The following is a 13,381-nucleotide window of genomic DNA, read 5'->3' on the forward strand; positions in this document are numbered from 1 at the left end:
TGTTGCTATGAATACTGCAAACTATTTTTTAGGATTTTTAAGAATGGCATAAATGGTGATTCCAAAACCAATTAGAACGGTTGTTGGAGCCAAACGAATTCTTCTAAAATTGAAAATCTCTTCATTAAATACGTTTGGATCATCGCTTCCGCCACCGGACATCAATATGAACCCAAGCACTATTACTGCAATTCCAATTAACAGGATTTTATAATTTACTTTTTCAAAAAGGAATTCTTGTTTTTGTTCTTTGTCTTTCATTTTATTTCTATTTTTTTACTGAACACTGCGACTGAATACTGAACACTAATACAAATCGTCTGTTCTTAAATTCAAAAATCGTTGTGTGGCAAAATAAGTGCTTACCCAAGTAATCAGGACACCGACTCCGAAAACCATTAGCAAAACTAAGCCGATAAGTAATTTGTCTTCAAGAATTCCTAAACCCGGGAAATTGGTTTCGATGTAAATCAAAACGCCAATAAGTGCAATAATGGCCAAACCTGCGCCAATCATGCCTAACTTAATGCTTCTCATCACAAATGGTTTTCGGATGAACGATTTTGTCGCGCCTACCATTTGCATGGTTTTAATGATGAATCGATTGGAGTGAATGGATAAACGCAAGGAACTGTTAATCAGTAAAACGGCGATGAAGGTCAAGAAGCCGCTTATAATCAATATCCACATACTCACTTTTTTGATATTGTCGTTGACCATGTTCACCAATTGTTTGTCATAAACAATATCAGCAATCATGACGTTTTTTCGCAAGCGATTTTCGATTTTTGAAATACTGTCCCTGATGACATAATCTGCTTTTAGGTGAATATCGTATGAATTTTGCAAAGGATTCGTGCCCAAAAAGGTCACAAAATCTTCACCAATAATATCGGTATGTTGTTTTGCGGCCTGCTCTTTGGAAACATAAACGAATGATTTTGCAAAAGGAGCTGTTTTGAGTTCTTTTGCAAAAGCTTTTATAATAGTGTCGTTCGCATCGTTCTTGAAAAAGACCGTCATAGCGATTTCTTCCTTGAAATCGTCTGCCAATTTCTTGGAATTTATAATGAAAAAGCCCAGTATTCCCAATAGAAACAACACCAAGAATACACTTAACACTACCGAGAAATAAGAGGAAATTAACCTGCGTTTTTGAAATTTATCAAAGTTAGAAGTCATAGTTTATTGGAATTATGGGGTAAAAATAACAAACAATTTCTTTATTTAAAGTTAATAACGCTCAAACTTTCCACTTTCGTACAATAAATGTAAATTTGCCAGCTTATAATTCAATACATTAAACTTAGCATTAAGCGGTTTTGACTCTTATTATTATGAAATACAATCCGAACGAAATAGAAGCCAAATGGCAAAAATACTGGGCAGAGCATAAAACTTTTGCGGCCAAAAACGATTCAGGCAAACCAAAATATTATGTTTTGGACATGTTTCCTTATCCGTCTGGAGCGGGGTTGCACGTGGGGCATCCGCTGGGATACATCGCTTCGGATGTGTATTCGAGATACAAAAGACACCGCGGATTCAATGTTTTACATCCAATGGGTTACGACAGTTTTGGATTGCCGGCCGAACAATATGCCATACAAACGGGTCAGCGTCCGGAAGACACGACTTCGGTAAATATTGATGGAGGCGTGGACAAAGAAGGAAACCAAATTGCGGGTTACCGTAAACAATTGGACAAAATTGGATTTTCATTCGATTGGAGCCGTGAAGTACGCACTTCGAATCCTGATTATTACAAACACACGCAGTGGATTTTCATTCAGTTATTCAATTCCTGGTACAATAAAAATACAGACAAAGCCGAAGATATTTCGACTTTGGTTTCCATTTTTGAAACAGAAGGAAATGCGAATGTAAATGCAGTTTGCGACGAAAATATTCAAGCTTTTTCATCAAGCGAATGGAACGCATTTTCATCAGCCGAACAACAAAAAATACTATTACAATATAGATTAACTTATTTAGCCGAAACCGAAGTAAACTGGTGTCCCGGATTGGGAACGGTTTTGGCGAATGACGAAATCGTAAACGGCGTTTCAGAACGTGGTGGTTTTCCGGTTATTCGCAAGAAAATGACGCAATGGAGTATGCGAATTTCTGCTTATGCAGAACGTTTGCTACAAGGTTTAAATGATATTGACTGGAGCGAAAGCATCAAAGAAAGCCAAAGAAACTGGATTGGAAAATCGGTTGGAGCGATGGTTTCTTTCAAGTTAAAAGATCATCAGGCAAATATTGATGTGTTTACAACAAGACCTGATACTATTTTTGGAGTTACGTTTATGACATTGGCACCGGAACACGAATTGGTGGCGCAAATCACAACTGCGGAACAAAAAGCAGAAGTGGAAGCTTATATCGAAAAAACCGCAAAACGTTCCGAAAGAGAGCGTATGGCGGATGTAAAAACCATTTCGGGAGTTTTCACGGGAGCTTATGCCGAGCATCCGTTTACCAAAGAACCAATTCCGGTTTGGATTGGGGATTATGTTTTGGCAGGTTACGGAACAGGTGCTGTTATGGCGGTTCCTTGTGGTGACGAAAGAGATTATGCTTTTGCGAATTTCTTCAAAGGGCAAAACGGAATGCCGGAAATCAAAAACATCGTTGACAAGGACATTTCAGAAGGGGCGTATGGAGGAAAAGAGGGATTCCAATTGGTGAATTCTGATTTTCTAAATGGCATGGGGTACAAAGATGGAACCAAAAAAGTAATTGAAGAATTCGAAAATATAAAACAAGGTTTTGGTAAGGTAAATTACCGTTTGCGTGATGCCGTTTTCTCTCGCCAAAGATATTGGGGCGAACCATTTCCGGTATATTATGTGAATGGCTTGCCACAAATGATTGATGCTAAACATTTGCCAATCGTGTTGCCTGAAGTAGAGAAATATTTGCCAACCGAAGACGGATTGCCTCCATTAGGAAACGCTTCTGTTTGGGCTTGGGACAGTTTGCAGTGTTCAGTGGTCAGTACTCAGTTGATTGACAATAAAACAATATTTCCTCTTGAATTGAACACGATGCCGGGTTGGGCGGGAAGTTCGTGGTATTGGATGCGTTATATGGATGCCAAAAATGACGGAGAATTTGCAAGCAAAGAAGCATTGAAATATTGGGAAAGCGTGGATTTATACATTGGCGGAAGTGAACACGCAACCGGTCACTTATTGTATTCCCGTTTTTGGAACAAATTCCTGAAAGACAAAGGTTTTGCCCCAACCGAAGAACCATTCAAAAAACTGATTAATCAGGGAATGATTTTGGGGACTAGTGCGTTTGTTAATGGTGTCTGGGTTGAGTTGAGTTATCGTTCTGTAAAAAGGGATTTTAGCAATAGTAATAAGCTTATAGCTATTGATTTGCCTCATCCTTTTTTTATTGGTATTTCAAAAAAAATAATTGATTCAAATGAGTTTAAGTCTGATGAGTTTGGTCTTGTTTACAATAATGTTTTGGATGAGTTGATTAAAAATAGATTTCCTAAATTGAGATTTGTAGATTCTGAAAAAAATATATTAGATGAATGTTTTGATTATAGATGTTCAGTTGTAAAACCTCATACGGATGTAAACTTTGTAAATGCTTCCGATGAATTAGATATTGAAGCTTTCAAAAATTGGAGAGAAAATTATAATGATGCTGAATTCATTTGTGATGAAAACGGTAAATTTATTGTAGGTCGCGAAGTCGAGAAAATGTCGAAATCCAAATACAATGTTGTAACTCCGGATGATATTTGTGCTGAATACGGAGCCGATACTTTGCGTTTGTATGAAATGTTTTTAGGACCATTGGAACAAGCGAAACCTTGGAACACAGCAGGAATTTCCGGAGTTTTTGGTTTCCTTAAAAAATTATGGCGTTTGTATTTTGACGAAAATGGTTCAATCGTAACCAATGACAAACCAACAAAAGACAACTTGAAATCATTACACAAAACCATCAAAAAAACAGCAGATGATATTGAGAATTTCTCTTTCAATACTTCGGTTTCGCAGTTTATGATTTGCGTGAATGAATTGTCAACTCAAAATTGTCATTCCCGTGCGATTTTAGAACCATTAGCCATTTTGATTTCGCCTTATGCGCCACACATCGCTGAGGAATTGTGGTCTCAATTAGGAAATTCAGGTTCGATTTCAACAGTTGAATTCCCTGTATTTGAACCAGCGCATTTGGTGGAAAGCGATAAAGAATATCCGGTTTCTTTCAACGGGAAAATGCGTTTCACCATCAATTTGCCTTTGGATTTAACCAAGGAACAAATCGAGGAAATCGTGATGAAAGATGAAAGAACCATCAAACAATTGGACGGAAAAACGCCAAACAAAGTGATTATCGTTCCGGGGAAAATCATCAACTTGGTGGGATAAAAAAGTTCAATATCAAGTTTCAATTGTTTCAATTGCAATATCAATGGCAATGAAAAAATAAAAAATGAATTGAAGAAGAGATAAAAATTCCAAATTCTATTGACGATGTTCAATTAGAGTTTGGGATTTTTTATTACAATCACTATTGATTAATGCAATTGATATTGACATTGCCATTTTTTTAAAGATTTTTTAACGGATGCCAAATTGGCATTTTCTAAATTTGGTTCACAATTTGATGCTTATCTTGAAATAAGAAACATAAAAATAAAAAAATATGGGAATGAGTTATTTAATTCTTGCTGGTGCTATTATGCTTGCAAGTTGGTTAGTGAGTTCTACACTTAAGAGTAAATTTGAATTTTATTCGAAACTGCATTTGCAAAACGGAATGTCAGGAAAAGAAATCGCCGAGAAAATGCTTGCCGATCACGGGATTTATGACGTGAAAGTGATTTCGGTGGAAGGACAATTGACCGACCATTACAATCCGGCAGATAAAACCGTCAATTTGAGCGAAGCGGTTTACAATCAAAGAAATGCGGCGGCGGCAGCGGTTGCGGCTCACGAATGTGGCCACGCCGTGCAACACGCCACGGCTTACAATTGGCTGACTTTGCGTTCCCAGTTGGTTCCGATTGTCAATGTGGCTTCGTCTTATATGCAGTGGATTTTGATTGCAGGTATTTTGATGTTGAAAACTTTTCCATCGCTTTTGTTGATAGGAATCGTGATTTTCGCCGCAACGACTTTGTTTTCGATTGTGACTTTGCCGGTAGAATATGATGCGAGTAATCGTGCCTTGGCTTGGTTGGAAAACAAAAGAATGTTGACGCAACAAGAACAAGTTGGAGCCAAAGATGCCTTGAAATGGGCAGCCAGAACCTATGTGGTTGCCGCTTTGGGATCGATTGCCACTTTGTTGTATTACGTTTCTATTTATATGGGAGGAAGGAGAAATTAAGCATTTCAAAATAGATATAATCCGTCTTGATTTTGATTGAGTCGGATTTTTTTATATGACTATCCGTTACTTGTACCAATTTTGAAAATGGGACACGGATGACACGAATTTAAACCGATAAAAACGGATTTTTATATTAATATCAGCGAAAATCCGTCTAATCCGTTTCATCTGCGTGCTTTATTGGGTATTAGTCCGCTTAGCGGACAGTCATATTTTTTTATTGTTGTATTAAAAATATTCAACTGTAAATTTTATCTGTGGTTTGACTATTGGACATAAAAAAAGCCGCGATGAACGCAGCTTTTTTGAATCTATATTTTAAAAGTAATTTTTCTTCAAATTCTATTTTCCTTTATTGGCTTCCGTGATGTATTTTTCCAAAGCCATTGTCATTGACGGTGTTCCAGGAGTTGGAGCCATAATGTCAACTCTCAATCCTTTGTCCAAAGCTTCTTTTTGGGTTGTGCTTCCGAAAACTGCAATTCTGGTGTTGTTTTGTTCGAAATCAGGGAAATTGGTAAACAATGATTTTATTCCGGTTGGACTAAAGAAAGCCAAAACATCATAATAAACATCGGCCAAGTCAGATAAATCGCTGATAACCGTTTTGTAGAAAACAGCTTGTGTCCAATCTACTTTTAGGTTGTTGAGCGTTATAGGAGCATCTGCATTCAGTTGGTCTGAAGCGGGCAACAAGAATTTCTCGTCTTTGTATTTTTTAATCAGTGGAGATAAATCTGCAAAATCCTTTGGTCCAACGTATATTTTACGTTTTCTGTACACCACGTATTTTTGAAGGTAAAATGCGATTGCTTCCGATTGACAGAAATATTTCAATCCTTCCGGAACTTTATAACGCATTTCGTCGGCCACTCTAAAGAAGTGATCCACGGCATTTTTACTTGTTAAAATAATTGCCGTAAAATTATTGAGATCAATTTTTTGTAGTCTAATTTCTTTTGCGCTGACTCCTTCCACGTGAATAAAAGGCCTGAAATCAACTTTTACTTTATGCTTTTGTTGCAACTCAAAGTAGGGAGAATTCTCCACTTTGGGTTCGGGCTGTGACACCAAAATTGTTTTCACTTTCATATTTGACATTTTCTAAGCAATACCTTTTGTAAACCAATAATACATGAAATAATACGGCGCTATTTCGAGTGTGCAAAGATATAAAATAAAATAAAACAACTTACTGAATATTATATTTTGATAATTTTTTATTGAAACCAAATAAGTCAATATATTGATTATTAAAACAATAGAAATTAGAGATATCAAAAAATTTCTTGAAATGGAGTCGTAATAGAACAGAATTATATTGATTGGCAGTATAAATAATCCAATATAGGTTCTGAAAGTTACTTTTTGCAGGTTGAATTGCTCGACAAACTCTTCAATTTCGAATGCGGTGGCAATAATTTTTTCGATTAAAAATTTGGATAAAACGAAGAAAATCAGGAATGTAATTATTTGAATGTACAAAATCCAATCTGTTTTTTCGGCATGTCCAAAAAAAGCAAGCGAAAGTTGGATGAAGAATCCCAAAGAAATAATTTGGACAAAAAACAATGCAATGGTGAAGCCGCTTTTAAGATTGCTGCTGTCTTTATAAACATTGATGTATTTGTCAGAATAAATTAATTTTACAAAGTCGGAAAATCGATTTTCAAATGCCGATTTTGTTATTGCAATAGTGGCAAATGAAAGCACGAACAAGATGGTTGCCCAATCTTTGTTCTCGATTACCCTTAAATGAAGTACATTTTCAATCATAACACTGCAAAATTACTGATTTTTTATTTCATTCTTTTTAATATAATTTCATTATCAAATCGGCAGGATTCAAAAATACAAATATACACGAAGAATGGCGATTCCATATTCCTTTAAAAACAAATAGTATTTTCGTGTGAATCAAATCACTTAAAAAGTTTACTTTTGCGTTGAAATTACACAAGTTATGAACGATTGCATTGTTATAATTCCTACCTATAACGAAATTGAAAACATAGAAAGCATCATTAGATCAGTGCTTTCCCAACATAAACCTTTTCATGTTCTTGTCATAGACGACAACTCGCCAGACCATACCGCCAACAAAGTTGAGATGCTTCAAACGGAATTTAAAGGCAGATTATTCTTGGAAAAAAGGACGGGAAAACTAGGATTGGGGACGGCTTATGTCCATGGTTTCAGATGGGCTTTGGAACGAAAATATGATTTTATTTTCGAGATGGATGCCGATTTTTCACACAATCCAAACGATTTGGAAAAATTATACGATGCTTGTCATTTTGGTGGAGCGGATTTAGCTATTGGTTCCCGTTATGTAACCGGAGTAAATGTTGTAAATTGGCCTTTAAGCCGAGTTTTGATGTCTTATTTTGCATCGGTTTATGTGCAATTTATCACGGGAATGAAAATTCACGATGCCACGGCAGGGTTTATTTGCTATAAAAGACAAGTGTTGGAAGGGATTAATTTGGACAAGATTAAATTTGTGGGCTATGCTTTTCAAATTGAAATGAAATACAGGACTTTTTGTAAAAATTTTGATATTACGGAAGTACCCATTATATTTACGGATAGAACAAAAGGTCAGTCAAAAATGAGCAGCGCCATTTTTAAAGAAGCAGTTTTGGGAGTTATTGCACTCCGTTTAAAAAAATTAGTTAACACCTTATAAAGGATTAAAGAAAAGATACATGAATAGGGTTTTAATCAAGAATGCCAAAATAGTAAACGAAGGGAAAATTTTTGAAGGTGATGTTTTAATCGAAAATGACTTAATTGTCGAAATTTCAGAAACCATCAGCGCAAAAACATCTGAATGCAAGATTATTGATGCCGAAGGGAATTATTTGATTCCGGGCGCAATAGACGATCAAGTGCATTTCAGGGAACCGGGATTGACTCACAAAGGGAACATCGAATCGGAGTCGAGAGCCGCCGTTGCAGGAGGAATCACTTCGTTTATAGAACAACCCAACACTGTTCCCAATGCGGTGACACAAGAGCTTTTGGAAGAAAAATATCAATTGGCTGCCGATAATTCCTTTGCGAATTATTCGTTCATGATGGGGGCAACCAATGATAATCTGGATGAAGTCCTGAAAACAAATCCGAAGAATGTTGCGGGAATAAAAATATTTTTGGGTTCGTCAACAGGAAATATGTTGGTGGACAATGAAGCTGTTTTGGAAAGAATTTTCACAAGCACGCCGATGCTGATTGCCGTGCATTGCGAGGATGAAACCACGATCAAAAATAATCTGGAAAAATATAAAGCCAAATATGGGGACAAAGTTCCTGTAACGGCACATCACCTTATTCGCAGTGAGGAAGCTTGTTATCTTTCTTCTTCAAAAGCGATTGCACTTGCCAAGAAAACTGGTGCAAGATTGCATATTTTCCACCTTTCCACGGCAAAAGAAATGGATTTGTTTACCAATAAAATACCATTGGAAGAAAAGAAAATCACTGCTGAAGTTTGCGTGCATCATTTATGGTTTACCAATGATGATTATGCTGCCAAAGGCAATTTGATAAAATGGAATCCTGCCGTAAAGACTGAAAATGACCGAAAAGTTTTGTGGGAAGCCTTAAATGACGGTAGAATCGACGTTATTGCCACAGACCATGCGCCGCATACTTTAGAAGAAAAAAAGAAATCCTATTTGGATGCTCCATCTGGAGGACCGTTGGTACAACACGCCGTTGTGGCCATGTTTGAGGCCCATCATCAGGGGAAAATCAGCATTGAAAAAATTGTTGAAAAAATGTGTCACAATCCTGCCAAGATTTTCAAAATCGAAAAGCGTGGATTCATCAAGGAAGGTTATTTTGCTGATTTGGTTATTGTCAATTCAGGTTTGCCTTGGAGCGTGAAAAAAGAAAATATCCTGTATAAATGTGGATGGTCGCCTTTTGAAGGATTCACTTTTAAATCTCGCATTACCCATACATTCGTAAACGGAGAACTGGTTTATTCTGCTTTTAAAGTAAAAGATATTCGTGCTGGCAAGCGATTGTCGTTTGATAGATAATTGGGTATGAAGATAAAAATAATAGTGTCGTTTTTAATCGTTTTCAGCCTGTTGGCAAGTTGTAAAAAAGACATCGCCAAGGAGCCGGCTCATCTTATTGAAAAAGCAAAAATGGTAGATATTATGTATGATTTGTCACTTATCGGAGCCATGAGAAATCAAAATTCAGCTTTATTGGATTCCTTCAAGAATAATTCCAACCAATATATTTATAAAAAATATAAAATTGACAGTATTCAATTTGTCCAAAGCAACATTTACTATGCCGCTGATTACAAGGAGTACAAGAAGATGTATGAACAGGTAAAATCTCGATTGGAGAAGAATAAATCTTTGACGGAAGTTGCCATCAAGGTGGAGAAAAAGAATGCCATTTTGCTCGAAAAGAAAAACAAAAAGCTGAAACTAAAAAAAGAAGCTGATTCCATTAAAAAAGCGAAACTAAAAGTGGCCAAAGAAAAAGATTCGCTAATAAAGGATAGTATCAGAAGAAAAAAAGTGACGGTTTCAAATAAAAAACCAAAGAAGGAATTATAATTCAGAAATGTCCTTGATGTACTGATGAATGTCCAGGAATTCCGTTTGTAAAGTGGTTTTTATTTTTTCATTCGAATACCAGCTTTCGGTATATGAAGCTCTGGCAGTTGCTCGATCCAGCTTTCTTTTTTGTCCCAAAACATTCGACACCAACCAATCGATTTTATAGGCTAAAGTAACCATAAATGGGCTTGCGTGCATATAAGGTCTTTTTGTTTTCAAGGAATCTGCGATGGTATTCAACAAGTCTTGAAAGGCGATATTTTCGGAAACGAGCGTAAATCTATCGTTTGAATATTCGTTTTTCATCAATTTTGCGGCAATTTCAACCACGTCGGGAACTGCAATGAATCCTGTAATTCCTTTGGTGTAAAAAGGCAGACCCTTGGCTACTTTTTTGAAAAGCAATCCGCTTCCTTGTTCCCAAAAACCAGGTCCAATAATGACTCCCGGATTTACAATTACCGTTTCCAAACCTTCTTGTTGGCCACGCCAAATCTCCATTTCGGCGCCGTATTTAGAGATGGCATAATCGCTATGGGGTTTTTCTGGATTCCATTCGGCTTCTTCGGTGATGATTTTTTCGTTTTCTTTCAAGTCGCCAAGTGCTGAAATCGAACTCACGAAACATAATTTTTTCACCGCATTGGCAATGCAGAAATTGACGATGTTCGCCGTCCCTTCGATATTGGTTTTTCGAAGTAAATCCTCGTCTTTTGGGTCAAAAGAGATTAATGCGGCGCAATGATAAACGTATTCTATGTTTTCGAAAGCAATTTCTAAAGACGGAACATCAATGATATCGGCTTGAATCCAATTTATTTTTTCGAATAAAGCTTCTTTTTTGTAAAGTGAGAATAGGCTTTTTGTTTTTTGAATGGATTTTGGATTTCGATAAATGGCACGAACACTTTCTCCATTTTCAATTAAATGAAGTAATAAATGTGCGCCGACCAAACCTGTTCCTCCCGTGACTAAAACCATCTTGCGAATTTACGAATTACGAGTTACGAATTGCGATTTTTGTTTTACAAATTGGAATTGCCATTCAAATTGCCATTGTCATTGGTTTTTGAATTGTTATCTTTGCGCACACGAAGCCTAAAAGGCTGAACTGACGAAAGTAAATTGATTAAAAAAGATGAAAAATTTTATTGAAGAAGTAACTTGGAGAGGAATGCTCCACGATGTTATGCCAGGCACCGAAGAACATTTGATGGAACAAATGCGTGTGGCATATGTGGGGATTGACCCAACTGCAGATTCATTGCATATAGGACATTTGGTTGGCGTGATGTTGTTGAAACATTTTCAGTTGTCTGGGCACAAACCTTTGGCATTGGTTGGAGGAGCAACAGGGATGATTGGTGATCCGTCAGGAAAATCGAATGAAAGAAATTTGTTGGATGAAGCCACTTTGCGTCACAATCAAGAAGCCATAAAAGGACAATTGTCCCGTTTTCTGGATTTTACTTCAGCTGCGCCAAACGCTGCGGAGTTGGTAAATAATTACGATTGGATGAAGAATTTTTCTTTTTTGGAATTCATTCGTGATGTGGGCAAGCATATTACCGTAAATTACATGATGGCGAAAGATTCCGTAAAAAAACGTTTGTCGTCTGAAGCAGCCGAAGGAATGTCTTTCACAGAGTTTACCTATCAATTGGTTCAAGGATACGACTTTTTGCATTTGTACAGAGATAAAAAATGTACGCTTCAGATGGGTGGAAGCGACCAATGGGGAAACATCACAACGGGAACCGAATTGGTGCGAAGAATTGCCGGCGGAAAAGCCTATGCATTGACTTGTCCGTTGATTACCAAAGCCGATGGAACAAAATTTGGAAAATCGGAAGGTGGGAATATTTGGTTGGATGCTGCCAGGACTTCTCCTTATAAATTCTACCAATATTGGTTGAACACTTCCGATGTGGATGCTGAAAAATACATTAAAATTTTCACATTTTTATCGAATTCAGCAATCGAAGATTTAACTGAAAAACATAGAGAAGCACCGCATTTGCGTTTGTTGCAAAAACGATTGGCAGAAGAAATTACCGTTATGGTACATTCTGCGGAAGATTTGGAAAATGCCATAAAAGCATCAGGAATTCTTTTTGGAAATGCCACGGCAGAAGATCTGAAACAATTGGACGAAGCTACTTTCTTGGAAGTTTTTGATGGAGTTCCCCAAGCTGAAATTGCAAGAACCGAAATTGAAACAGGAATCAATATTGTTGCTGTTTTAAACGAAAAAACAGGATTTTTTAAATCGAATGGTGAAGCAAGACGTGCGCTGACTGCCAATTCTATTTCGGTAAACAAAGAAAAAATAACGGAGGAATTTGTACTTTCAACCAAAGATTTAATCAACAACCAATTCGTTTTGTTGCAAAGCGGAAAGAAAAATTATTTTGTGATTAGAGTTAAATAACCATCAAATTACAACCTCGAATATCAGAATTATCAAAACGTCCCAATACCTCGAAAGAGTTGTTGGGATTTTTTTTGCCCAAATCTTGCGTGGCGATAAACGAACAAGAATTAATGTTGGCCAAGTCAATCACGTTGATTCCGCCTGTTTTGCCGTTAGAAACATAAGTCAAGGCGTCTTCGGTATCGCGAACGAGGATTTGCATCCATGAAGGGCATTCAAACACGCCATTTCCCAGCGAATAAGCTTGGGATAGTAATTCGGTCATTCCATATTCAGAATGAATCGCCGTGACGCCAAAACCCAGGCAAAGTTGTTCGTGAAGTTCTTCGCGAATCATTTCCTTGCGTTGGCCTTTCATTCCGCCCGTTTCCATTATGATGGTGTTTTGCAATTGAAACTTTTGCTTTTCGATTAAATCCAGCAAAGCATAAGTAACACCAATCAAAATCACGTTTTGTCCTGAATTGTCCAAGCGTGTCAATTTTTCGATGAGTTCTTCGTGGTTGTGGAGATAAAATCCACTTTCGGGATTATTGGTCATTTGTATTAGATCTTCTACCATGTAAATAAGCGAAGAACCTTCTCTTTCCAAATAAGATGGAAGCAAAGCCAAAACCACATAATCCTCGATATTGCCATAGAATTGGGAAAATCCTTTTCGATAACTTTCTTCGTATAAAGATATATCGGTAACAAGATGCTTGCTGGTCGCCATTCCAGTCGTTCCGCTGCTGGTAAAGGTTTCTTCGGCTACATTGGTACTAGAAACTACAGTATGGCTTTTAAAAAATTGGATTGGCAAAAACGGAATTTGCTCCAATGATTTTACCCTTTGAACATCGGTTTTCAAAAAATCGCAAAATTCTCGATAAACCAAGTTGTTTTCGTATTGAAAGCGAAACACTTTGAGTGCTGCTTTTTCAAATTGTTTTTGGTTTGAAATGGTAAATATGTCTGGAGTTGAAATCAAGATTTTTTTTGCAAA

12 protein-coding genes are annotated in these 13,381 nt (G+C 36.9%); 6 read left to right on the forward strand and 6 right to left on the reverse strand.

The window, feature by feature from the left end; genetic code table 11:
- Positions 1–21: 21 nt before the first annotated feature.
- Together BUC16_RS04080 and BUC16_RS04085 are read right to left on the reverse strand one after the other, a co-directional pair.
- The gene (locus tag BUC16_RS04080; RefSeq protein ID WP_073368131.1) at positions 22–261 is read right to left on the reverse strand and encodes a DUF3098 domain-containing protein; all 240 of its coding nucleotides are present in this window, start codon (positions 259–261) and stop codon (positions 22–24) included.
- A gap of 45 nt (positions 262–306) precedes the next feature.
- Complete coding sequence (locus BUC16_RS04085) at positions 307–1,182, reverse strand: cell division protein FtsX (RefSeq protein WP_073368132.1); 876 nt, start codon at positions 1,180–1,182, stop codon at positions 307–309.
- Positions 1,183–1,337: 155 nt separating this feature from the next.
- Here BUC16_RS04085 and BUC16_RS04090 point away from each other — a divergent pair, with 155 nt between their 5' ends.
- Positions 1,338–4,406 (forward strand): leucine--tRNA ligase, encoded by a 3,069-nt coding sequence (locus BUC16_RS04090; protein WP_073368134.1) that lies wholly within the window; start codon positions 1,338–1,340, stop codon positions 4,404–4,406.
- A 277-nt stretch (positions 4,407–4,683) separates the two neighbouring features.
- Entirely contained in the window at positions 4,684–5,370 is a 687-nt protein-coding gene (locus BUC16_RS04095; protein ID WP_141226073.1) for a zinc metallopeptidase, read from the forward strand.
- A 345-nt stretch (positions 5,371–5,715) separates the two neighbouring features.
- Here the strand turns inward: BUC16_RS04095 and BUC16_RS17565 are convergent, their stop codons facing one another.
- Positions 5,716–6,465, reverse strand: a complete 750-nt coding sequence (locus tag BUC16_RS17565; protein WP_141226074.1) for a uroporphyrinogen-III synthase — start codon at positions 6,463–6,465, stop codon at positions 5,716–5,718.
- Between the two features lie 12 nt (positions 6,466–6,477).
- Positions 6,478–7,149, reverse strand: a complete 672-nt coding sequence (locus tag BUC16_RS17570) for a DUF4271 domain-containing protein (RefSeq protein WP_141226075.1) — start codon at positions 7,147–7,149, stop codon at positions 6,478–6,480.
- A 187-nt stretch (positions 7,150–7,336) separates the two neighbouring features.
- Here BUC16_RS17570 and BUC16_RS04105 point away from each other — a divergent pair, with 187 nt between their 5' ends.
- Genes BUC16_RS04105 through BUC16_RS04115 form a run of 3 tightly spaced genes read left to right on the forward strand, consistent with a single transcriptional unit; the run spans position 7,337 to position 9,959 of the window.
- Positions 7,337–8,062 carry a polyprenol monophosphomannose synthase gene (locus BUC16_RS04105; protein WP_073368135.1) on the forward strand — a complete coding sequence of 242 codons (726 nt, stop codon included), beginning with the start codon at positions 7,337–7,339 and terminating at the stop codon, positions 8,060–8,062.
- A 19-nt stretch (positions 8,063–8,081) separates the two neighbouring features.
- Entirely contained in the window at positions 8,082–9,422 is a 1,341-nt protein-coding gene (locus tag BUC16_RS04110; protein ID WP_073368137.1) for a dihydroorotase, read from the forward strand.
- 6 nt (positions 9,423–9,428) lie between these two features.
- Positions 9,429–9,959, forward strand: a complete 531-nt coding sequence (locus tag BUC16_RS04115; RefSeq protein ID WP_141226076.1) for a DUF4296 domain-containing protein — start codon at positions 9,429–9,431, stop codon at positions 9,957–9,959.
- On the opposite strand, the gene BUC16_RS04120 is transcribed toward BUC16_RS04115, so the two are convergent.
- On the reverse strand, positions 9,954–10,943 hold the full coding sequence (locus tag BUC16_RS04120) for an NAD-dependent epimerase/dehydratase family protein (protein WP_073368138.1): 990 nt from the start codon (positions 10,941–10,943) through the stop codon (positions 9,954–9,956). The two genes, BUC16_RS04115 and BUC16_RS04120, sit on opposite strands and share 6 nt — an antisense overlap.
- A 157-nt stretch (positions 10,944–11,100) precedes the next feature.
- Here BUC16_RS04120 and tyrS point away from each other — a divergent pair, with 157 nt between their 5' ends.
- A complete protein-coding gene (tyrS, locus tag BUC16_RS04125) occupies positions 11,101–12,393 on the forward strand; it encodes a tyrosine--tRNA ligase (RefSeq protein WP_073368140.1) in 1,293 nt (430 codons plus the stop codon).
- Here the strand turns inward: tyrS and BUC16_RS04130 are convergent.
- Positions 12,386–13,366, reverse strand: coding sequence for a LuxE/PaaK family acyltransferase (locus tag BUC16_RS04130; RefSeq protein ID WP_073368141.1), 981 nt, complete (start codon positions 13,364–13,366; stop codon positions 12,386–12,388). The two genes, tyrS and BUC16_RS04130, sit on opposite strands and share 8 nt — an antisense overlap.
- Positions 13,367–13,381 lie beyond the last annotated feature (15 nt).

Source organism: Flavobacterium fluvii (assembly GCF_900129545.1).
Lineage (GTDB): Bacteria > Bacteroidota > Bacteroidia > Flavobacteriales > Flavobacteriaceae > Flavobacterium > Flavobacterium fluvii.

Bases quoted from the DNA above. Each gene is read 5' to 3' on its own strand.
- BUC16_RS04080 (WP_073368131.1), bottom strand. From the start codon at position 261: ATGAAAGACAAAGAACAAAAACAAGAATTCCTTTTTGAAAAAGTAAAT.
- BUC16_RS04085 (WP_073368132.1), bottom strand. From the start codon at position 1,182: ATGACTTCTAACTTTGATAAATTTCAAAAACGCAGGTTAATTTCCTCT.
- BUC16_RS04090 (WP_073368134.1), top strand. From the start codon at position 1,338: ATGAAATACAATCCGAACGAAATAGAAGCCAAATGGCAAAAATACTGG.
- BUC16_RS04095 (WP_141226073.1), top strand. From the start codon at position 4,684: ATGGGAATGAGTTATTTAATTCTTGCTGGTGCTATTATGCTTGCAAGT.
- BUC16_RS17565 (WP_141226074.1), bottom strand. From the start codon at position 6,465: ATGAAAGTGAAAACAATTTTGGTGTCACAGCCCGAACCCAAAGTGGAG.
- BUC16_RS17570 (WP_141226075.1), bottom strand. From the start codon at position 7,149: ATGATTGAAAATGTACTTCATTTAAGGGTAATCGAGAACAAAGATTGG.
- BUC16_RS04105 (WP_073368135.1), top strand. From the start codon at position 7,337: ATGAACGATTGCATTGTTATAATTCCTACCTATAACGAAATTGAAAAC.
- BUC16_RS04110 (WP_073368137.1), top strand. From the start codon at position 8,082: ATGAATAGGGTTTTAATCAAGAATGCCAAAATAGTAAACGAAGGGAAA.
- BUC16_RS04115 (WP_141226076.1), top strand. From the start codon at position 9,429: ATGAAGATAAAAATAATAGTGTCGTTTTTAATCGTTTTCAGCCTGTTG.
- BUC16_RS04120 (WP_073368138.1), bottom strand. From the start codon at position 10,943: ATGGTTTTAGTCACGGGAGGAACAGGTTTGGTCGGCGCACATTTATTA.
- tyrS (WP_073368140.1), top strand. From the start codon at position 11,101: ATGAAAAATTTTATTGAAGAAGTAACTTGGAGAGGAATGCTCCACGAT.